This window comes from Nostoc sp. CMAA1605 (assembly GCF_021596505.1).
In the GTDB taxonomy this organism is placed as follows: Bacteria; Cyanobacteriota; Cyanobacteriia; order Cyanobacteriales; family Nostocaceae; genus Trichormus.
In genome coordinates this window covers 113,052-134,069 of sequence record NZ_PJIZ01000002.1, presented here as the reverse complement: position 1 = coordinate 134,069, position 21,018 = coordinate 113,052, and the positions used below count along the sequence as shown (strand labels likewise).

20 protein-coding genes are annotated in these 21,018 nt (G+C 41.0%); 13 read left to right on the top strand and 7 right to left on the bottom strand.

Annotated elements, in window-relative coordinates:
• Positions 1-2 precede the first annotated feature (2 nt).
• Entirely contained in the window at positions 3-881 is an 879-nt protein-coding gene (locus CV014_RS01500; RefSeq protein WP_236140397.1) for a DUF4351 domain-containing protein, read from the top strand.
• Positions 882-996: 115 nt separating this feature from the next.
• Here CV014_RS01500 and murG read toward each other — a convergent pair whose 3' ends face one another.
• Positions 997-2,067, bottom strand: a complete 1,071-nt coding sequence (murG, locus tag CV014_RS01495; RefSeq protein WP_236140396.1) for an undecaprenyldiphospho-muramoylpentapeptide beta-N-acetylglucosaminyltransferase — start codon at positions 2,065-2,067, stop codon at positions 997-999.
• Positions 2,068-2,151: 84 nt separating this feature from the next.
• Between murG and CV014_RS01490 the strand changes: the two genes are divergently transcribed.
• Both CV014_RS01490 and CV014_RS01485 read left to right on the top strand, forming a co-directional pair.
• Positions 2,152-2,982, top strand: coding sequence for a nuclear transport factor 2 family protein (locus tag CV014_RS01490; protein WP_236140395.1), 831 nt, complete (start codon positions 2,152-2,154; stop codon positions 2,980-2,982).
• 166 nt (positions 2,983-3,148) lie between these two features.
• Positions 3,149-3,916 carry an SDR family oxidoreductase gene (locus CV014_RS01485; protein ID WP_236140394.1) on the top strand — a complete coding sequence of 256 codons (768 nt, stop codon included), beginning with the start codon at positions 3,149-3,151 and terminating at the stop codon, positions 3,914-3,916.
• On the opposite strand, the gene CV014_RS01480 is transcribed toward CV014_RS01485, so the two are convergent.
• Positions 3,901-5,445, bottom strand: a complete 1,545-nt coding sequence (locus CV014_RS01480) for an FAD-dependent oxidoreductase (protein WP_236140393.1) — start codon at positions 5,443-5,445, stop codon at positions 3,901-3,903. The two genes, CV014_RS01485 and CV014_RS01480, sit on opposite strands and share 16 nt — an antisense overlap.
• 579 nt (positions 5,446-6,024) lie before the next feature.
• On the opposite strand from CV014_RS01480, the gene CV014_RS01475 reads away from it, so the two are divergent.
• The 6 genes from CV014_RS01475 (at position 6,025) to CV014_RS01450 (ending at position 13,044) form a co-directional block, all read left to right on the top strand.
• Positions 6,025-7,323, top strand: coding sequence for a glycosyltransferase (locus tag CV014_RS01475; RefSeq protein WP_236140392.1), 1,299 nt, complete (start codon positions 6,025-6,027; stop codon positions 7,321-7,323).
• Positions 7,324-7,559: 236 nt separating this feature from the next.
• The gene (locus CV014_RS01470; protein ID WP_236140391.1) at positions 7,560-8,573 is read left to right on the top strand and encodes a glycosyltransferase family 2 protein; all 1,014 of its coding nucleotides are present in this window, start codon (positions 7,560-7,562) and stop codon (positions 8,571-8,573) included.
• A gap of 372 nt (positions 8,574-8,945) precedes the next feature.
• A complete protein-coding gene (locus CV014_RS01465) occupies positions 8,946-9,818 on the top strand; it encodes an ABC transporter permease (RefSeq protein ID WP_236140390.1) in 873 nt (290 codons plus the stop codon).
• Positions 9,819-9,820: 2 nt separating this feature from the next.
• A complete protein-coding gene (locus tag CV014_RS01460; RefSeq protein ID WP_236140389.1) occupies positions 9,821-11,098 on the top strand; it encodes an ABC transporter ATP-binding protein in 1,278 nt (425 codons plus the stop codon).
• Positions 11,099-11,113: 15 nt separating this feature from the next.
• Entirely contained in the window at positions 11,114-12,007 is an 894-nt protein-coding gene (locus tag CV014_RS01455; RefSeq protein WP_236140388.1) for a glycosyltransferase family 2 protein, read from the top strand.
• A 74-nt stretch (positions 12,008-12,081) separates the two neighbouring features.
• Positions 12,082-13,044, top strand: a complete 963-nt coding sequence (locus CV014_RS01450) for a glycosyltransferase (RefSeq protein ID WP_236140387.1) — start codon at positions 12,082-12,084, stop codon at positions 13,042-13,044.
• 85 nt (positions 13,045-13,129) lie between these two features.
• Here CV014_RS01450 and CV014_RS01445 read toward each other — a convergent pair whose 3' ends face one another.
• Both CV014_RS01445 and CV014_RS01440 read right to left on the bottom strand, forming a co-directional pair.
• Positions 13,130-13,522: a hypothetical protein gene (locus tag CV014_RS01445; RefSeq protein WP_236140386.1), complete on the bottom strand. Its 393-nt coding sequence runs from the start codon at positions 13,520-13,522 to the stop codon at positions 13,130-13,132.
• A gap of 12 nt (positions 13,523-13,534) precedes the next feature.
• Positions 13,535-13,843, bottom strand: a complete 309-nt coding sequence (locus tag CV014_RS01440; RefSeq protein ID WP_236140385.1) for a hypothetical protein — start codon at positions 13,841-13,843, stop codon at positions 13,535-13,537.
• A gap of 160 nt (positions 13,844-14,003) precedes the next feature.
• On the opposite strand from CV014_RS01440, the gene CV014_RS01435 reads away from it, so the two are divergent.
• The 4 genes from CV014_RS01435 (at position 14,004) to CV014_RS01420 (ending at position 19,551) form a co-directional block, all read left to right on the top strand.
• On the top strand, positions 14,004-14,180 hold the full coding sequence (locus CV014_RS01435) for a hypothetical protein (protein WP_236140384.1): 177 nt from the start codon (positions 14,004-14,006) through the stop codon (positions 14,178-14,180).
• A 395-nt stretch (positions 14,181-14,575) separates the two neighbouring features.
• The gene (locus tag CV014_RS01430; protein ID WP_236140383.1) at positions 14,576-16,435 is read left to right on the top strand and encodes an NAD(P)H-quinone oxidoreductase subunit F; all 1,860 of its coding nucleotides are present in this window, start codon (positions 14,576-14,578) and stop codon (positions 16,433-16,435) included.
• A 173-nt stretch (positions 16,436-16,608) separates the two neighbouring features.
• The gene (locus CV014_RS01425) at positions 16,609-18,120 is read left to right on the top strand and encodes an NADH-quinone oxidoreductase subunit M (RefSeq protein ID WP_236140438.1); all 1,512 of its coding nucleotides are present in this window, start codon (positions 16,609-16,611) and stop codon (positions 18,118-18,120) included.
• Positions 18,121-18,228: 108 nt separating this feature from the next.
• Positions 18,229-19,551: a CO2 hydration protein gene (locus tag CV014_RS01420; RefSeq protein WP_236140382.1), complete on the top strand. Its 1,323-nt coding sequence runs from the start codon at positions 18,229-18,231 to the stop codon at positions 19,549-19,551.
• Between the two features lie 29 nt (positions 19,552-19,580).
• Here the strand turns inward: CV014_RS01420 and CV014_RS01415 are convergent, their stop codons facing one another.
• The 3 genes from CV014_RS01415 to CV014_RS01405 all read right to left on the bottom strand — a co-directional run bounded on the left by CV014_RS01415 (position 19,581) and on the right by CV014_RS01405 (position 21,006).
• Positions 19,581-20,030, bottom strand: coding sequence for a type II toxin-antitoxin system VapC family toxin (locus tag CV014_RS01415; protein WP_236140381.1), 450 nt, complete (start codon positions 20,028-20,030; stop codon positions 19,581-19,583).
• Positions 20,030-20,299, bottom strand: coding sequence for a hypothetical protein (locus CV014_RS01410; RefSeq protein ID WP_236140380.1), 270 nt, complete (start codon positions 20,297-20,299; stop codon positions 20,030-20,032). The genes CV014_RS01415 and CV014_RS01410 overlap by 1 nt, the downstream gene beginning before the upstream one ends.
• 86 nt (positions 20,300-20,385) lie before the next feature.
• Positions 20,386-21,006 (bottom strand): Uma2 family endonuclease, encoded by a 621-nt coding sequence (locus tag CV014_RS01405; protein ID WP_236140379.1) that lies wholly within the window; start codon positions 21,004-21,006, stop codon positions 20,386-20,388.
• Between the last annotated feature and the right edge of the window lie 12 nt (positions 21,007-21,018).

Below are 21,018 nucleotides of genomic sequence, written 5' to 3'. Positions count from 1 at the left end.
AAATGACGCGATTTATTCATGATCAATTTTCCAAAGATTATTTAGAAGAATTATTAAAACCATTCGGAAAAGTTCAAGCACCAAGTCGAGTAGCAGCAGAAGTCAGAGAAATAGATGTATTATTTTCTCCCTTCACTACACAAACAGCCAACATAGAAACATTAGGACTATTAGGAAAAATGGCAACCACCGCCGCCATTTTTGAACCATTCCGCAACCCAGCAACCAAAGAAGAAATCACAGATTGTCTATTGAAACTATTAGAAGTCAGAAACGCTATTCAAAGAGAAGCTAACCGCAATAAAACCCCCATCCCAACCGCAGAAATTCCCCAATTATGGGTTCTCACTCCCACCGCATCAGAGGCGATAATTTCCGGCTTTGGTGCGACTGTAAAATCAGACTGGGTAGAGGGAGTTTACTTTTTACCTGAATATTTGCGGACAGCCATAGTTGTCATTCATCAGTTACCATCTACTCAAGAAACACTGTGGCTGAGAATATTAGGGCGTGGTAGAGTACAGCAACAAGCGGTTGATCAATTGACAGCACTTCCAGCCAATCACCCCTTTGTGGAAGTGACGTTAGAATTACTCTATAGCCTGCAACAAAATTTGAGAATCAATCAGAATATAGAAATAGATGATCGGGAGTTAGTGATGAGATTAGCACCACTGTATCAAGAAGATAGGGCGCGAGCTATCCAGGAAGGAGAACAAAAGGTAATTCTGCGCCAGTTAAATCGTCGGTTTGGAGACATTGATTTGTCTTTAACTGAGCAAATTAAAGGATTATCTACTGAAAAATTAGAAGCACTAGCAGAACAATTGTTAGATTTTAATGAGGTTGCAGATTTAGCGACTTGGTTACAGCAACAGTAATAATGCGTTGCTGATTAGGATGGTGATTTTTTTTCACGCAAAGACGCAGAGGCGCAGAGAGTGTGAGGAGTTTGAGGTTTTGAAGTCTCAAACTCTTCTTAATGCCTATGTGTTTTTAGCTCTCTACCACTTCACGCACTAAGGAAGCTAGTTTATCTGCACTATCGGGAACTGCGATCGCTTTAGCATTCTCTGCCATTTTCCTTAACTCGTCTGGTGATTGCAATAAATTTAAAACTTGAGTTTGCAATAGTTCTGCTGTTAACTCTGATTGTTGAAAATTTAAGGCTGCACCAGCTTGAGTAAATACTGCGGAATTATACGATTGATGGTCTTCGGCGGCAAAGGGATAGGGTATTAATATCGCTGGTGTTCCACATACAGCTAATTCTGTTAAACTTCCCGCACCGGAACGGCTAATGGCTAAACTTGCACGTTGTAATAGTGCTGCCATATTGTCATAAAAAGGTAATTCTATATACTGGGGATGTTTTAATGTTCCCACATCGGGATCGCGATCGCCTGTTAAATGTACGACATAAGCACCAGCATTAAACCAGGCTGGCGCAGACTCGCGAACTAGTTTATTGACTGCGACTGCACCTTGGCTACCACCAAAAACGACAATTACAGGAACATTTTCGGGAATAGCTAAATCTAGTTTGGCACTGCTAGTATCGAGGAATTGGGAACGAACAGGAGTACCAACTGTGACATTTTTAGCACGGGGTAAATACTTAGTAGCTACGTCAAATCCTAAAGCTACCACACTACACCAAGGGCCGAAAAACCGTGTTACCTTACCGGGTAAAGCGTTAGATTCATGAAAAACTACAGGTAAACCCAAAGAACGCGCCGCAATTACTGCTGGCCCAGCAATGTATCCGCCAGTGGTAAAAACTCCTTGAAATTTCCCTTGTTTAAGGAGTCGCCTGACTTGGAAAATTGCACTAATCAGTTTACCCAAGGTGAGTAAAGAAGCAATGCTTAACCCTTGCTGAAACCCTTCAACTGCAATAGTATGCAAAGGATACTTTTGCGGAACAAGCTGGGTTTCTAACCGGTTGGGGACACCTAGCCATTCAATCTCATATTCTGGTAATTTATCAGCCAATGCGATCGCCGGAAACAAGTGTCCACCAGTCCCACTGGCAGCTATTAGTAATTTTATGGGTGCGTTTGTCATTCAAACTCTACCATTTAGTGCCTAGCTTAACTAAGATAAAACAATTTCCTCACCTTCTCTACTACAATCAGTAAACTCTTACCCATGAACAAGACAATTTTATTTTTACTAAAACGCCGAAACCGTCTCTCTACGGCTATTGCATTGATTTTGTCTATCTGCTCGTTTGGTATAGTTAATAATTGGCAATACGCACGAGCTGTAGAAGTCGCCCAAAGTAATAATACTCAAAATACGCCCGCAGCCGTCACAAATCTTTTGGCGCAAATTGATGCAGCCGCTAGTAAAGGTGATGCCAAAGCTGTATTGCAATATTACAGCCCCAGCTTTGTCCATAGCGATGGTTTAACCCGCCAAACAATGGAAAAAGCCTTGGTGACATTCTGGAAACGTCATCCCAATGTCCGCTACAGCACACAAGTACAGTCTTGGAAATCTGAAGGTAATGCCATCGTTGCCGAAACTGTTACTAATATCTCGGCTTCACCCTCAGCCAGCAACGGTAATTTGGCATTGAACTCTACCATCAGATCCCGTCAGCGCATCGTAGGTGGTGCAATTACACGCCAAGATATTGTCTCAGAACGTACTGTACTCACTTCCGGTAACAAACCGCCCCAAGTAGATGTGAAATTACCCCAGCAAGTCAAAGTCGGTCAGCAGTATAATTTTGATGCGATTGTGGAAGAACCATTAGGAGATGATTTACTCTTAGGTGCAGCCTTAGAAGAACCCATTCAAGCCTCAAGGTATCTCAACCCCACCAGTGTAGATTTACAACTACTCAATTCTGGTGGTTTATTTAAAATTGGACGCGCCCCCGCTACTCCTGGTAGTCGCTGGATTTCTGCCGTAATCATGCGTGGTAACGGCATGACGGTAGTTACTCAGCGTTTGCAGGTGGTGAAGAGGTAGGGGAATGGGGAATGGGGAATGGGGAATGGGGAATAGGGATGCGGAACAAAATTTTACACCAATGCCCAATGCCCAATGCCCAATGCCCAATGCCCAATGACTAATGACTAATGACTAATGACTATTGACTATTGACTATTGACTATTGACTATTGACTAATGACTAATGACTCTCACCAATCAAATTGTTTTAATTACTGGCGCAAGTAGTGGTATCGGTGCGGCTTGCGCTAGGGTGTTTGCGGCGGCGGGTGCAAGGTTGATTTTGGCGGCGCGGCGGTTGGATAAGTTACAGCAGCTTGGGGAGGGGTTAAATCTTGCGCCTGAGCGAGTTCACTTTATACAACTGGATGTGCGCGATCGCTTGGCTGTAGAATCGGCTATATCAACCTTACCGCCAGCATGGTCAGATATTGATATTCTGATTAATAATGCGGGTTTAAGTCGCGGTTTGGATAAGCTGCATGAGGGCGATTTCCAAGACTGGGAAGAGATGATTGATACCAATGTTAAGGGTTTATTGTATCTTACCCGTTATGTTGTACCAGGAATGGTGACGCGCGATCGCGGTCATGTGATTAATATCGGTTCTATTGCTGGACATCAGACTTATCCTGGTGGTAATGTCTATTGTTCTACTAAGGCGGCGGTGAAGGCGATTTCTGAAGGTTTAAAACAAGACCTTTTAGGGACTCCCATTCGTGTTACTTCTGTTGATCCTGGGATGGTGGAAACAGATTTTAGTAATGTACGGTTTCACGGGGATACCGAACGCGCTAATAAGGTTTACCAAGGCGTTACGCCACTCACAGCCGATGATGTGGCGGATGTGGTCTTCTTTTGTGCAACGCGATCGCCTCATGTCAATATTAATGAAGTGATTATGATGCCCGTAGACCAAGCTAGTGCTACTCTAGTTCACCGTAGAACATAATCACCACCAGAACCAAATTTCCACCCATCTATTAACCGATGCCAGTAATATTGTTGTGGAGTTGGTAAATTTTTCACCGCAGGTTCTATGATGGGAGTTATGGCATTTAAGGCAGAGTAAATACCTAAATTGCTGTAATGTAACATCCAATCTAATAGGTTAATTAAACCTACCTGCGGCATAATTTTTGCTACTAATACCGGATGATTAATTGCTGTTCTGGCTAGGGTTTGTGTCAGAGCAGAAAACTGGACTATATCTTGTAAAAACGGTTTGAGAATCGGCATCCCTAATTGTTGCATTTCTTGGAATACCGCAGATAGTAACTGGTTAATTTGTGCTGGTGGAATTGTTTGATTTACACCCACACTCATAGCTTTTTGGAATAACCAAGTCACACTCAAACTTGGTTGATATGGTTGCAATTGAGACAAGGCTTTCGCTGAAAGTTGCTCAGTTTGTAGTGCTTCTGCAATACCAATTGTTAATCGCTGCAAATGTCGCACCATTGCACCAAAACCACCAAAACTTAAGGGTGATTGACTACCGCTACTATCTCCCACTGGTAAAATTCGCTGCCAAGGAGTATGTAAAGGACTTTGGCGGTAACTGGGAAAGAAACCAAACAAGGCGCGTTGAAATTGGAGTTGCGGCAATTCTCTGCCTTGATATTCTGGTAATAATCGCAGATATTCTTCAAACAACGCCTCTAAAGTTAACCGTTGGGGATGAGCATCCAAGTAGGTAAATAGATAAGTTGTTCTCCCGTCTCTAGCGGGGAAAGCTTCCCAAAAATATTGACATTGATTCTGTAAGGAAGTGAAGGAGAGGATTAAATCTCCTGAGTTGTTTTCTGGGAAACCTTGAGCGCAACTTCCCACGACTAAACATAAAGCATCGGGTTTTTTTCCTTGGCGCGCTTGTTTTGTGATGGGAGAAAAATGTCCCATTGCATCGAGTAATAATTTACCTTTGTATTGACTGTTAACTATTACCCCGTCTGGATGCACTGCGATTGTGTTAAATGGTGTATTTTCTAACAGTTCTCCGCCGGCTGCCAAAAATTTACTTTTGAGTGTGGCTAATAAATAAACGGGATCTATGCCAATATTTAAAACGTTTTCTACCCAGATTTCTGCACCATCTTGAAATTTTACCCTAGCGGGATTGTATTCTGTAGCGATCGCCTGCGATAATTCTTCGGCTGTGAGTAAATTCAACTCTAAAAATACTTCTAATTCTTGGCGGGAAATATTCCACTCCTGTTCCCTTCCCCGCAAAATCCCTCGTTCTAGCAACGCCACTTTCAGTCCCCGCACCGCTAAAGCGCAACCAATTAAAATCCCTAAAGTCCCACCACAAATAATCACATCCCAGTCTACAGCACCTAATAAATGTTGACTTTCTGTCACTACTATGGGTGTCGGTGTAGTGTTTTCTCTAATCGATTTGAGGATTTGATCAGCACGACGTAAACCGCCTAAAACATCCCCCGACAGTTGCGAGAGAATTTCTTCAGTGAGGGACATAAAGATTCACCCTAATTAATCAAGATTTGTAGTTATAACTTCACTCATCTCTACGAAACAGCTACAGGTTTGCGTCAGCGTTTCGTAGGGAATCAATGAGGATGTATGGCAACTATTTTACATTAGTTAATCTATTCCAGAAGGAAGAGGAAAAGGAAAATTAGGAATTATACTGTTTTGATTGACGTATTAATGTTTACCACCGTAAATAATATTATTCGTGTCTACATCATTCAGAATGATTAATTAGCTAATGTATAGAAAATTTGTGTTGATGAGATTACATAATTAGCTTTTTTGTCCATTGCAAACAGAAAAAATATTTCTGTTTATCAATATCTATTACGTGAAAAGTTTGCTATCAAAATATTGTTTGATATGATGAATATTTTATCTCAATCCGGAAATTAATTATAAAATCTGTCTCCAGAAAGATTATTGATTTTTAAATTGCTGAATGCAACTATTTCCTATATGATTATCGGTGTCGTTCAATCCAGCAATAAAATAATAGATTCGATTTCAGATAATTAGACAGCATCACCGTTTCAAGAATCATCTGAATAGTGAGAGTTTGTCATGAAAATTGCTTTTATAGTCGGTAGTTTCCCAGTAATTTCAGAAACTTTTATTATCAATCAGATCATTGGGTTGATGGAGAGGGGAAATACAGTAGATATTTATGGTGTGGAAAATGGCAGTGTAAATGATCAAGCCAAAGTACATCCAGATGTAGAAAAATATCAACTGCATCAGTTCACTCACAATCAACCAAGCATTCCTCAAAATTACTTATGGCGTTTGTTAAAAGCCATCTGGTTAATAATTATTAATTTGCACAAATCTCCGTTAGTGATTCTGCGATCGCTTAATTTTTTGAAATATGGAAAATTAGCTGCTTCCCTGCGATTACTATATTTAACAGTACGCCTTTTAGAGTCTCCCAGCTACGATATTATTCACTGTCAATTCGGCACATTTGCTTTAATAGCAATGATGTTGCGTGACATTGGTGCAATCAAAGGCAAATTAATCACTTCATTTCGAGGCTACGATATTAGCTTATTTGTCCAGCAAAATGGAGAAGATGTTTATAATTCTCTCTTTACTCAAGGTGATTTTTTTCTTACCAATTGTGAATTTTTCCGCCAAAGAGCCATCAAACTTGGTTGTGACCCCCAAAAAATCGTCGTGCATGGTTCAGGAATAGATTGTAGTCGCTTTCCCTTAAAATTGAGATATCCTCATGCAGACGGAAAAATCCGTATCGCGACAACCGGGCGACTCATTGAAAAAAAAGGTGTGGAATACGGGATTTTGGCTATTGCTCAAGTTAGTAAAATCTATCCCAATATTGAATATAACATCATCGGTGATGGAGAATTAAAAGCTAATTTACAGCAACTCATAGATTCATTGCAAATTGCTGACCAAGTGAAAATATTGGGATGGAAAACCCAACCAGAAATTATTGAAATTTTAAATCACACTGATATTTTCATTGCTCCCAGTGTGACTGCCAAAGATGGAAATCAAGATGCACCAGTTAATACTTTAAAAGAAGCAATGTTAATGGGTTTACCTGTCATTGCTACCACTCACGGCGGGATTCCTGAATTAGTCAAAGATGGGATTTCTGGTTTTCTAGTTCCAGAAAGAGATGCTCAAGCTATTGCTGAGAAATTAACTTACTTAATTGAGCATCCAGAAATTTGGCCAGCAATGGGACAAGCCGGTCGTGCTGATGTAGAAAAAAACTACGATATCAACAAGTTAAATGATGAACTAGTAAGAATTTATCGCCAAGTTATCAACAATGATTTGTCAACGCAACAGTTGGGTTTAGTGCTGAGTGCTGAGTCAATACAGTGCAGTTAGAAAATAGTTTGTAGTGTACCCCTCCGGGGAAGCAAGCTACGCGCAGCGTCTCGTAGAGAGGGACTAAAGTCCTCATCTAAGGACTGAAGTCCTTACTACGAACTTTTCCTTACTTCACAGACCCCAAATTTTAGCCTTAACTGAACCGTGCTGAGTGCTGAGTTGTAAGTGCTAAAAAATTCTACCCTGTCCTCCTTGTCTACCTTCCAATTCCCAGTCCCTAATCCCCAATCGATATGACAAACTCATCAAAAAATCCCGATATCACCATTATCGTCTCACCTAGAGAACGTTTTAGCTGCACCATTGAATCTTTAGAAAGCATTTACGAACATACCGATTACCCCTTTGAATTAATCTATATAGATGGTGGTTCTCCACGGCACATCAAAGAATATCTAGCCACACAAGCACAACAAAAGCAATTCCAATTGATTCGCACAGATCATTATCTTTCCCCCAACCATGCGCGCAATCTTGGTTTGCGTCATGTTACCACCAAGTATGTTGTATTTATCGATAATGACGTTGTAGTTACCCCTGGCTGGCTTAAGCCTTTGATTGAATGTGCAGAATCAACCGGTGCAACTATAGTTAGTCCTCTGATTTGCCAGGGTACACCTCTGCATACAGAAGTACATTGTGCAGGCGGAGAAACCGGAATTAAGGTGGAAGCTAAAGGCGAAACCACCAGACGACGTATGATTGAAAAGATTTACAAACAAGGTCGTCAAGTTTCAGATGTGCGTCCTCAATTACAACGCCAACAAACTGGACTTGCGGAATTTCACTGCATGATGGTACGCACAGAGATATTCCAAAAAATTGGCTTGTTAGATGAGGGACTACTCAACACCAAAGAACACGTAGACTTGTGTATTTTGGTAACTGAAGCTGGCGGGACAATTTACCTCGAACCAGAATCTCTGATGACTTATGTCACAGGTAAACCCTTAGAAGCATCAGACATCCATTACTATATGCTGCGCTGGAGTGATGCGTGGGAACTAGCCAGCCTCCAACGCCTACGGGAAAAGTGGAATCTCACCGAAGACGAATACTTCCAAAATAAATACAAACGCTTGGGATGGCGGCGAAACATGGCTATTATCAATCCCCTAGTGGGTAAATTGCCTGTTGGTCAATTTGGTTCAAGAGTAGTCAGAAAAATTTTACGCATCCTAGATAAAACCGCTAACCGCTACATCACCAAACGTTATGCAGCATTACAAAACAGTAGTTTGAGTTAGTAAACACAATTTCTATAACCTTATCCCCCATCGTTTTAATCCCCTCCCCCCTAATGGGAGGGCTGTTTCACTCCCTAAAATGCGTAAAATTGCAAGATTCAAAGAGATAAAAATTGAGCATAAGCCCACAACTTTAATCAAAAATCTTTGCACCTTCAACTCAAAATATGTGATTTTCCTTTGCGTCTACCCTTCGGGAACGGCTTCGCCGAATGCAATGCGCCTTTGCGTGAGATTATCCTCTCGACAAATCTCCAACACAAGCGAATGAAACAGCCCTGCTTTTTAAGGAGGATTTAGGGGGATCAAACCACATTCTGTACCCAGATATGTTTACACCTTAACCCCATTCCTCAATGTAGGTGAAAAACTTTGAAACAACGAAACAGACAAAGTTCTCAGCTACCACAGAGTATCTATACACCTGAAAGTCTGCTGAGACATCCTCTAATATTACTGCGACAAATGTGGCGAGACCTGTTAGCGTCTCGTGAATTAGCTTGGCGGTTGATGGTGCGGGATATTAGCGCACAATATCGACAATCGTTTTTAGGTATTGCTTGGGCGTTTTTACCGCCAATTGTCTTAGCTGCTAGCTTTACCTTAGCTAATGCAGCCAAAGTCATTAATGTAGGCGCGACTGATTTACCCTATCCGGCTTATGTCATGTTCAGCACTGCATTATGGCAAACTTTTGTGGAAGCTTTAAATGCTCCAGTGCAGGCGGTGACAGTGGCAAAACCCATGTTAGCCAGAGTAAATTTCCCACGGGAAGCATTAATTTTGGCAAAGATTGGAGAAGTGTTTTTTAATTTTGCCATCAAGTTAATTTTAATTGTGGGATTGTTTATTTGGTTTCGCATTCCTGTCAGTTGGACGGTAATTTTAACCCCAGTACCATTAATTCATTTAGTTTTACTAGGAACATTTATCGGGATTTTATTAGCTCCCTTGGGAGTGTTATATCAAGATGTTTCTAAAGGTTTAACTTTGGTGACGGGGTTTTGGTTGTTCCTCACACCTGTAATTTATCCTGTCCCAACGGAGGGAACATTTGGCTTATTAGTTCGACTAAATCCTGTCACACCTTTATTAGTCACAGTGCGGGAATTAGCTACTACAGGTGTGGTTTCAGAACCGTTGGGTTTTTGGTTAGTGAGCAGCATAACTTTTATAGGTTTACTACTAACTTGGGTAGTGTTCCGTTTGGCTATGCCGTTTGTAGTTGAAAGAGTAAGTTCTTAATAATGACTGATTTAATAGAACAAAAATTTTCTTTGCAGCATCAAGATGCTGATGTGTTGATTTCAGTTGATCAAGTTTCTAAAAAATTCTGTCGCAATTTAAAGCGATCGCTCTTTTATGGTGTACAAGATATTGCCACTGAATTATTAGGTGGTAATCGCAAAAGTGACACTTTACGCCCGCAAGAATTTTGGGCAATTAAAGATGTGAGTTTTCAACTTAAACGCGGCGAAGCTTTAGGTTTAGTCGGGTCAAATGGTGCTGGTAAAAGTACCTTACTCCGCATGATTAGCGGTTTAATTAAACCTGATACTGGCTGTATAAAAGTCAAAGGCAGAGTTGCACCTTTAATTGCTCTAGGTGCAGGGTTTAATCCTATCCTTACCGGCAGAGAAAATATTTATGCTAATATGGCAATTCTTGGTTTATCTACTCAACAAATTTCCGAGAGATTTCAAGATGTCATTGATTTTTCTGAAATTGGCAATGCTATTGACGCGCCTGTCCAAAGCTATAGTTCAGGGATGGCGGCGCGACTGGGTTTTGCTTGTGCAGTTCATGTAGAGCCAGATATTTTATTAATTGATGAAGTGCTGGCAGTGGGTGATATTAAATTTAAAATGAAGTGTCACCGCAAGTTAGCACAACTGCGCGAAAAAGGCACAGCTTTTATTTTAGTTTCCCATAATTCCCATAGCATTCTCAATGTTTGTGATGCTTCGATTTATTTATCTAAGGGTCAATTAATTGCTTCTGGGGAGACGGAAACGGTAATTCGGAAATATGAAGAAGATTTGTGTTTAAGTGGTACGGAAATTGCATTAGGAAAATTAGTTTTACCAGAAAAACCAGCAACAGAAAGTTTAGGCTTAGATATTACCTCTGTATTTTTTAGAGATGAACAAGGTAATTTACTAGATGCACCGCTTTCTGGTGAACCTGCTTATTTATGTGTGGAATGTAAATCTTACCAAAAAATAGACCAAGCTAATTTAGGTGTTTTAGTCACAGCTTTATCTGGAGAAAATGGGCTAGTTCAGTATATTACATCTAACTGCGATCGCGAAGATTTAACTATTCTCCCTGGACAATCAGAAATTCAAATGTATATGCCATACTGCTCCTTTGTTCCTGGTGTATACAGTGCCAAAATTTATATTAGAAGAGGCGTACAATCTTTCGATATTGTGGAATCTTTTAGATTTACAGTTAAGAGCAACAAAACTATTAGTAGATGTTTATTTTATCAACCCCGCACATGGCAAGTTATTCATCAATAAATATAGGTATTGCAGATGAATAAACCTCTACTGAGCATAATTATTCCTACTCACAACCGACCCCATTTAGTAACTCAGGCTGTGCAGAGTGCGCTTGAGCAAACCATAGATGATTTTGAGGTCATTGTGGTAGATGATGCTTCCACACAGCCAATAGATTTACCTTCCCACTCCAAGTTGCGAGTAATTCGCCTATCACAACCGCATGGTGGTGCGGGAACGCGTAATATTGGACTAGCAGCAGCTATCGGTCGTTGGGTAACATTTCTTGATGATGACGATCGCCTGCTGCCCCACATGGCAGAATTATCATTCAAGGCGTTATCTTCAACCACTCTTAGCGCACCTGTGGCGGTAATTTCCGGCTTAGAAGAAGTCAACCCCCAAGGTGAGGTTTTAGGAATGCGTTTACCCCCGCTACTGCGTCCACGGGGCGCGCATTTTTTCCTTGAAGAACTCGAAGCAGGTAAATCCTACAATACCAAGCAAACCCTCGTAGTTGAGCGTGAGGTGCTGCAAAAAATTGGGGGTTGGGATAATCATATGCGATCGCGCGTTCACTCAGAACTATTTCTCAGACTCAACCCAGTTTGCTCAATTATTGGTCTCCCCATCATTACCTACCAGTTATACAACCACCAAGGGCAAAGAGTTTCACGTAATCCTCAACTGCGCCAAGAAAGCTTTATTCGCCTAGTCAAAAAACATCAAAAACTCTTCCAAGCTCATCCCCAAACTTTTGCGAAGTTCGTCTATGAACACGCTCGCAAATGTTACGAAATCGGACTAAAACGGGAAGCATTCTCTAATTTATGCTGGGCAATGCAAATAGACCCACCACAAATATTTCCACGCATTGCCGCAAAATTCTATCAATCGCGAATGAAATTATACAATTTTAGATTTTAGATTTTGTAATGCTTCAATAGAGAGCTTTTAACAAGCGAAATTTACCTATTCTCTATTTCCCATTAAGGTTCGATATGCCCAAAAAAGCCTCTGTAATCATACCCTGTTTTAATGCTGAAAACTGGTTAAAAGAAGCAATTGATAGCTGCTTACAACAAACCCACTCTAATTTAGAAATTATCGTCATTGATGATGGTTCTACAGATAATTCATTAGAAATCATTAAAAGCTACGACAAACAAATTATTTGGCGGAGTTATCCCCATCAAGGCGGGAATTATGCACGCAATCGTGGCTTTGATTTAGCTCAAGGCGAATATATTCAATATTTAGATGCAGATGATTATATTTTGCCTGAGAAAATAGCAAGACAGATAAACTTTTTAGAAACTACAGGCGCAGATGTTGTGTATGGTGATTGGAGACATCAGCGTCATTTACCTGATGGCAATGTTGTTTTAGAGAAGATAGAAATTTCGGGAAATCAACCAGATATTTTAACTGCTTTGTTGGCTAATTGGTGGGTGGCTTTAGCAGCTTTAATGTACACCAGAAAAGCAGTAGAAAATAGTGCTGGATGGGATGAAACCCTACCTGCTGCCCAGGATAGAGATTTTTTCCTCTCTGTTGTTATGAATGGAAGTAAAGTTGTTTATCAACCTGGTTGTCATGCTATTTACAGAAGGTATGGTGCGGTAACTGTTTCTACTGCATCTAAAGAACGTTGGTTAAAAAGTCATCATTTAGTATTGCAAAAAGTAGAACAGCAACTATCACAAAAAAATCAGCTTTACCCTACTTATCGTCAGGCTTTAGCTACATCATATTTTGAGTTAGCAAGAGAAGCTTTATTTTTTGATTATTCCCAATATTTAAGGTTCTTGGAAGCAACATTAGTGATGTTTCCAGAATTTCGGGCTAATAGTAAAAGAAAATTCTACAGAATATTGCAAAATAGCTTTGGCTTTCGGCAAGCTGAGAGAATTGCGTGCGGTATCTTGTTTGCTCAGAAGTTTGTTAGTTCCCGCTTTGCTTAGAGATAGATTATTGAGCTTTTAAACTGGGTGCAAAAACTCTTTCCTGAGTTGTTTTTTCTCTTTAATTCTCTAACAATGATTCATGTCACTTCACAAGTAGTGGAGAATCAACATCTAAAAGCCAATTCTCATCAATGAACTCTAGATTTTCATCATAAATAATAACTAATTCACCAATTTTTTGCCCTTGACGACTTGCAGACTTTATGTTATCCGTAGCATCAGCTATGAGTGAAAATTTTAGTTGTAAAAAACGTTCTTTGTGAGTAATGCCAATAGAACTGCTAATTAATTCTGCTTCTAGGTTAATAGGCAAAGTAATTGTTTCATAATATTCATCTTGTTCATCCCAGTAGCCACACACTTGATAATCACATTGATCAAGATGTTCTTGAACAAGAGTATTGGCATCTAAATTCTCTAATATTTCATTTAAATCTCGCCAGACTTGATGATTTTTTAATTCGAGTCTTGTCATAGCTATGTGACTTTAATGTTCTGTTACTAAACCAGGGAAGTGTAATATATCATCAATATATTTTGCATGAAATCGGCGATCGCCACCTTTACCTAAGACTTTAGACTTCAAATCATAGCCTGATTCTTGGGAAGCCACCAACCCAACATTACCGCGAGGAGGTACTTGCCCTTTCTCAATAGCTTTTAGATGTTTCCCTTTTTGATCATATTTTAATCCCAGTCTGATTTGTTCACTTGCAAATGAAACTAGCATTCCACTCGTTGAAAGATATACAGTATCAGGTTGAATATCTGCCCAATTATCGGGTAAAGCTTCCATAAAATTAATACTGGTATAGTAGAAGCACTATTTATTTAAGTTAAGAAATTATGTTACCCAATTAGTAGCGATCGCCGTTATTTTGAAGATGTATTTTGGCATCAGTTGTGGCAATGTGGATATAGATACAGACTTATAACCCACAATGTAGGAAATACTGATGAATCGTTCAAAAATAGTAGCTATTATTACAGGTGCAGTTTCTATATTGTTAGCCCTAGCATACCTGATTGTCGTGCAAATATTAGATTATCGTGATATGCAGCCTGCACCCATTGGTCAAATTAACCAGCTATCAACAGTTGTGGGGTTGGTAATGACATCTACTTTTAATTAATGCACTGCTTCTTATCCTCCAGAGATGCTACGTTGCTTTTGCTCAGATTCCCGACGTTTCAAAAAGTCGGGGATCTGAAAAAATCTTTATATTGGTAGTTGTTTATCTATTCATAGACTTAAATTAATGATTTATATTGACTGAGCCAGATACAAATCCATAGACTTTAGTCTATGGTTATGCCTGGAAAATCCATTATATAAGAATTAATTAGAGTAGTTATCGTAGATTTATTTTGATAGGTAATTTATTTTTGATCCATATAACGATAAGCTGAGAACAATATTAAGCAAACATAAACTACCTTTATCTACAAATACTTGGTTTGACTGGGAGCAAAGTTAAGTTTGCCCCCATTGTTGTCAATCTGTGCTACAAATCCAGAGGTTAATTTCATGGCTCAGTTTCTACTAGAGACTGTTTGGCTAGTTCCGTGCTATGCCTTAATAGGCGGACTATTGGCTATTCCTTGGTCGCCGGGAATCATCCGCAGAACCGGGCCAAGACCAGCAGGTTATGTCAACTTAATCATGACGTTTTTGGCGTTGGTTCATAGTGCTTTGGTACTACAAGCGACCTGGAACCAACCAGCCCAAGAAGTATTGATTCCTTGGCTATCAACCGCAGGATTAAATTTGACTATTACTCTCGACATTTCCTCTGTAAGTGTCGGTGCAATGGTAGTAGTAACCTGCTTAAACTTTTTAGCTCAAATTTTTGCAATTGGCTACATGGAAATGGACTGGGGCTGGGGACGCTTCTATTCCTTATTGGGATTATTTGAAGCGGGATTGTGTGCCTTAGCTCTATGTAATAACCTGTTTTTCACCTATGTAGTTTTGGAAGTGCTGACCCTGGGAACGTACTTGTTAGTAGGTTTATGGTTTAGCCAACCCCTGGTAGTGACTGGTGCAAGAGACGCTTTCCTCACCAAACGGGTAGGGGACTTATTCTTGCTGATGGGAGTCTTGGGACTGTGGAATCTCGCCGGAACTTGGAATTACGCGGATTTAGCCGAATGGGCTGCTACAGCTAATGTTGACCCAACTGTGATGACATTGGTGGGTTTAGCTTTAGTCGCCGGGCCGATGGGTAAATGCGCCCAATTTCCTTTACATTTGTGGTTAGATGAGGCAATGGAAGGCCCTGTACCCAGCACAATTTTGCGGAACTCAGTGGTAGTTGCTACTGGTGCATGGGTACTGATTAAACTGCAACCAGTGTTAACTTTATCACCTGTAGTTTCAGCGTTTATTGTGGCCATTGGTGCGGTGACAGCAATTGGTGCTTCCTTAATTGCGATCGCTCAAGTTGACATCAAACGTTGCTTATCTTATTCTGTCAGTGCTTACATGGGCTTAGTGTTCATTGCTGTAGGCACACAACAAGACGAAGCTGCTTTATTATTGGTACTCACCCACGCAGTATCAGCCGCCTTATTAGTCATGAGTACCGGCGGAATTGTTTGGAACAGCATCACTCAAGATGTTACTCAACTTGGTGGCTTATGGTCACGCCGTCCCATTTCCGGTTTAGCCTTCATTGTCGGAACTTTGGGTTTAATTGGCTTTCCTCCCTTGGGTAGCTTTTGGGCTTTATTAAAATTAGCTGATGGTTTGTGGGGAAATTACCCTTGGTTAGTGGGAATTATCATTGCAGTTAACGCTTTAACAGCCGTCAGTTTAACCAGAGAATTCGGCTTAATTTTCGGTGGTAAAGCTAAACAAATGAGTGAGCGATCGCCTGAAGTTCATTGGCCAATGGTATTGCCAATGATGATTTTATTCGGCTTCGTTTTACATTTACCTTTGGTGTTACAAAGCTTTTCACTCCTACCAAGTTGGGCAACCTTAAATAAAGACGTGGCACTATTACTAATTTGGTCAAGTATTTTTGGTTGCAGTATTAGTGCAGTCATTTATTTAGGCAACATTCCCAAACCAGTGCGCCTACCTTGGAAGCCTTTACAAGATTTATTTGCTTACGACTTTTACACACCCAAACTCTATCGCATGACCATCATTTTCAGCGTTGCTCAACTTTCCAAATTCGCTGATATGGTTGATCGCTTTGTAGTAGATGGCATTGTTAACTTTGTCGGTTTATTTTCCCTATTAGGTGGCGAAGGTTTGAAATACAGCACCAACGGACAAACCCAATTTTATGCCCTCACCGTGTTACTAGGCGTAGGTGTCTTAGGCGCGTGGGTAACTTGGCCATACTGGGGAGTACAGTTTTTAAGTCTCATTTTTTAATTAGTGCTGAGTAATGAGTGATGAGTAATGAGTAATGAGTAATGAGTAATGAGTGCTGTTAGCGGTAGCGCAGTGTTTAGATGCTAAGAAAACTCTACCTTGTCTACCTCGTTCTCAGTCCCCAATCCCCAATCCCCAGTCCCCAATCCCCAACTACCAATCATCAAATTAATATGCTCAGTGTTTTAATTTGGATACCAATTATCAGTGCGATAATTATCGGGTTTCTCCCTGGTAAAGTCGTCCCAGCCAGTAAGGTAAGAATAGTTGCTTTAACTGTCGCAGGTATAGTCTTACTGTGGAATTTGTTTATTCTGCTGAAATTTGATATCAGCAATCCTGGGATGCAATTTCAAGAGTATTTACCTTGGAATGAAACCTTGGGTTTGAGTTATCAACTTGGTGTAGATGGCTTATCAATTTTAATGTTGATTCTTAATAGCCTCCTTACCTGGATTGCGATTTACAGCAGCAGTAAAGATACTGAACGCCCCAGACTTTTTTACTCGATGATTCTATTAGTCAGTGGTGGCGTTGCTGGAGCATTTTTAGCTGAGAACTTATTACTTTTCTTCCTGTTTTACGAACTAGAATTAATCCCCTTTTATCTGTTAATTTCGATTTGGGGAGGGGAAAAACGGGCTTATGCAGGTATCAAGTTCTTAATTTACACTGCTGTTTCCGGTGCTTTAATTCTCGCTACCTTCTTAGGTATGGTATTCCTGACTGGTTCTACCAGCTTCTCGTTTGATGCCGTATCTACACAAACTCTCTCCGCAGGTTTACAATTCATCCTCCTAGCTGGCATCATCTTAGGTTTTGGGATCAAAATTCCCCTCGTTCCCTTCCACACTTGGCTACCTGATGCTTATGTAGAAGCTTCCGCACCCATTGCTATTTTGTTGGGTGGTGTGTTGGCGAAGTTGGGAACTTACGGACTGTTGCGGTTTGGGATGGGAATGTTTCCCGAAGCTTGGAGTGTTGTTGCACCAACCCTAGCTATTTGGGGTGCAGTTAGTGCCATCTATGGGGCAGTAATTGCGATCGCGCAAAAAGATATCAAGCGCATGGTAGCATACAGCTCTATCGGTCACATGGGCTATGTGTTACTAGCTAGTGCCTCCAGCACAGCTTTAGCACTAGTGGGCGCAGTTTCCCAGATGTTCAGCCACGGGTTAATTCTGGCAATTCTTTTCCACCTAGTCGGGGTTGTGGAAGCAAAAGTTGGTACTAGAGAATTAGATAAACTCAACGGTTTGATGAGTCCCATTCGGGGTTTGCCCTTAATTAGCGCGCTACTAGTCCTCAGTGGTATGGCAAGTGCCGGGATTCCTGGTTTAATCGGATTTATCTCAGAATTTATCGTCTTTCAAGGTAGTTTCTCCGCTTTCCCCATCTCAACACTTTTGTGCGTCGCCTCTAGCGGCTTAACAGCAGTATATTTCGTCATTCTGCTCAACCGTACCTGCTTTGGCAAATTGGATAATAACCAAGCTTACTATCCCAAAGTTTTATGGTCTGAGAAAATGCCCGCCTTAATTTTGGCATCCCTCATCATCTTCTTAGGCATCCAACCCACTTGGTTAGTCCGTTGGAGTGAACCCACGACTACAGCAATGGTTGCCACAATTCCATCAATAGAAAAAACCATCAACTCTCAAGTAGCTTTAAAGCCAGGGGTGTAAGGGTGTGAGGGTGTAAGGGTGTAAGGGAATACCTAATCCCCAATCCCCAATCCCCAGTCCCCAGTCCCCAGTCCCCAGTCCCCAATCCCCATTCCCCAACCCCGAACTATGGTACAAACCCCAGAAAAACCCATTACCAAAATTCCCCCTTCCCGCCACGAATTTGCTGATATCATTTATCGCTTAGAAGCTGGCGGTTCGATGTTACCTGATACGCCAGAGAATTTAATGCAAATTATTGGTATCTACAAAGCTTATGCTGTACCGATGGATTTTTACTGGCGCGACTTACTATATATCGCCGAACAAGTCTTTTTAGATCCCTTTCCCTTTTTTAAATACTTTATTTCCCAAGAATATTTAGATAGACATAATCATTACGCTGGGGACGACGCTGATTTAAGAATTTGGCGTGGTGAAGCCACAGCACACCCAGAACTTTTGGCATTTATGGACAGGGGCGAAACCTTCAAAATGCCAAAACTATTGCATCATTTACTGCACGATCGCGTCAATATGGAATTTGCCGAAGCCTGTATGCGGGCTATGTTGTGGCATCGTCATATGTACGCGCCTGTCAACCAATTTGATGCTTACCTCGACTCAGAAGAATACAAAGCTAACGCCGATAGGGCAATTAAAGCTTACTTTAAAGGCAATCCCGTAATGTTGGGACTCTACAAACTGTTCCCCGATATGTTCTTGGAACAGTGCCGCCAAATGTCCTATTACGCCAACCTGGGTTTATTCTGGGAAGTCATGGCACCGGTATTTTTTGAAATGTCGGATATCTATGATGAAGGCGGCTTTAAAGGCGTTCCTGATGCCATGAACTTTTTGATCAATGGGATATTTGCGATCGCCGGTCGGCCGATTTACCATCATGTGTATATCCGTGGTGAATGTTACGAAATCATCCCCAAATCTAAAGGTTTCACTTGGCTATACGAAGCCGCATTACCCTACGTAGAGGCTGTATTTTACCGCACAGCCCCCTTTAGAGGCACAAAATCCTATAACGCCCAAGCTGGTCAAGTCCCCGATGACCAAAAGGATTTCCACTACGGTATTCTCTACGCTGACGTATTCCCCGTTGGTACAGCCGGAATTCCACCGACATTGTTAATGCAAGATATGTTGCATTTCTTACCCCAATATCTGGTTGATTATTACCAACAACATTGTCGGGGTGAGGAAGATATGCTGATTCAGTTGGGGATTAGTTTCCAGCGTTCCATGTACAATGTTACCTCTGCGGTAATTCAGGCATTGCGGACTGCTTTGTTATATCCCTTAGACGACCCCAACCCCAAGCACTTGCAAGCTAACCGCGAGTTTTTTGAAGCGCAACTCGGCCGCTTTACCCGTCCTGAATATGGTATGCGTGATGCGGCGCGTCTGCGAGACATCCAGCGTCAAGATTATCGTTAATTTACTTAGAGACGCGACGATTCGCGTCTCTACCCAAAAAGCCAAGATTCCACAACCAACGTTTCCACTTGCTGAATTCGCCGAAAATCATTATCTGTAGAAACCACAGTGAGATTATAGTGAATTGCTGTGGCGGCAATCCAGAGGTCATTATCCCCAAAACCGATGGTTTGCAGAGTAAAACTTCGTCGCTGGGCTTTTTCTTTAGGCCCGAAAGCATTCACCAACTTGCCTTTGAGATTGCCATAAACCTGAGAAATTGATAAATTGACGGGATAAATATCGATTGTGTCTAAAAACGCTCTGACCTGCTGAATATTGGTGGCACTGCGCTCAGATTTTGCTGCCATGTACAGGAGTTCTCCACATACCACGACGCTGGTAGCAATCCCTACTTCGCTATGAAGTTGTAGTTGTTGGATAAGATGAGAATCACCAAAGATGATGCGGCTACAGTGATTGGTATCAAGCAAGTACATTAGAACTCTGTTTGAGAACGGGTTTCATAAACAAGCTGAAGGCACTCCTCAAAGTCGTCTCCCTGCCATGTATTGGCAAACTTTAGTAAATCTTTGGCTTTTGAACCACGCAAAATCGGCTCTCCCTCTTTTTGAAGAACTTCTTGAGATAAGCTTTGAGGTTTCTGTTCTCTGGTTTTCAGGTATTCGAGATAATCAAGGGTTTGCTCTAAGATGGAGTCTGGTACTGTTTCGATCGCAGCCAAGAGTTTTGCTTTTATAGAGGTCATAGTTAGCTGGAGTGTCAGATTTCAGGGCTGATATTATCTTATATTTTGCCTTATTCTTAGTTGCCATATTATTAGCAGCTTTATATTTACACACCTCCGGCTTGAAAAATCTGTTCTGCGGTTAAATTCAATTCTTTTAATGTGGGTGAAATAATGCGTTCCCTCCCACGAAACTGATTAATCTGGTATTCACCATCAACCAATGAATAAACTGATATTGTCGGTTGTTTGGGATTGCCAATAAACCGCCTACCACCTAAAGCGGCATAATCAACAACCCAGTATTCAGGGATGCCCACTGTTTCATAAGCAGCTACTTTAGTAAGATAATCATCACGCCAGTTACTACTCACCACTTCAATCACCAATGGTATAGATTTAGCTAGGCTGACAGTAGAATCTTTTTTCCAGAGTGGTTCATTGACTAAATTGGGGCGATTTAATACCAGCACATCTGGCGAGTAAGCTGATTCACTTTCAAGCGGTTTAACTAATGCTGTTTTGGGAATGAAGTAGGGAAATTTTAGTCGCCCAATTTCTATAGATATATTCAGTGCCAAAAAACCAATAACCTCTTCATGTTCACCTGTAGGCTGGGACATCTCTATAACTACTCCATCATGCAGCTCATAGCGTTTTCCAGAGGTGTCTGGGTATTTGGCAACAAATTCATCGAATGTGACTAGTTTGCGTAAAGCTTGAGTCATAAATTTATTTCG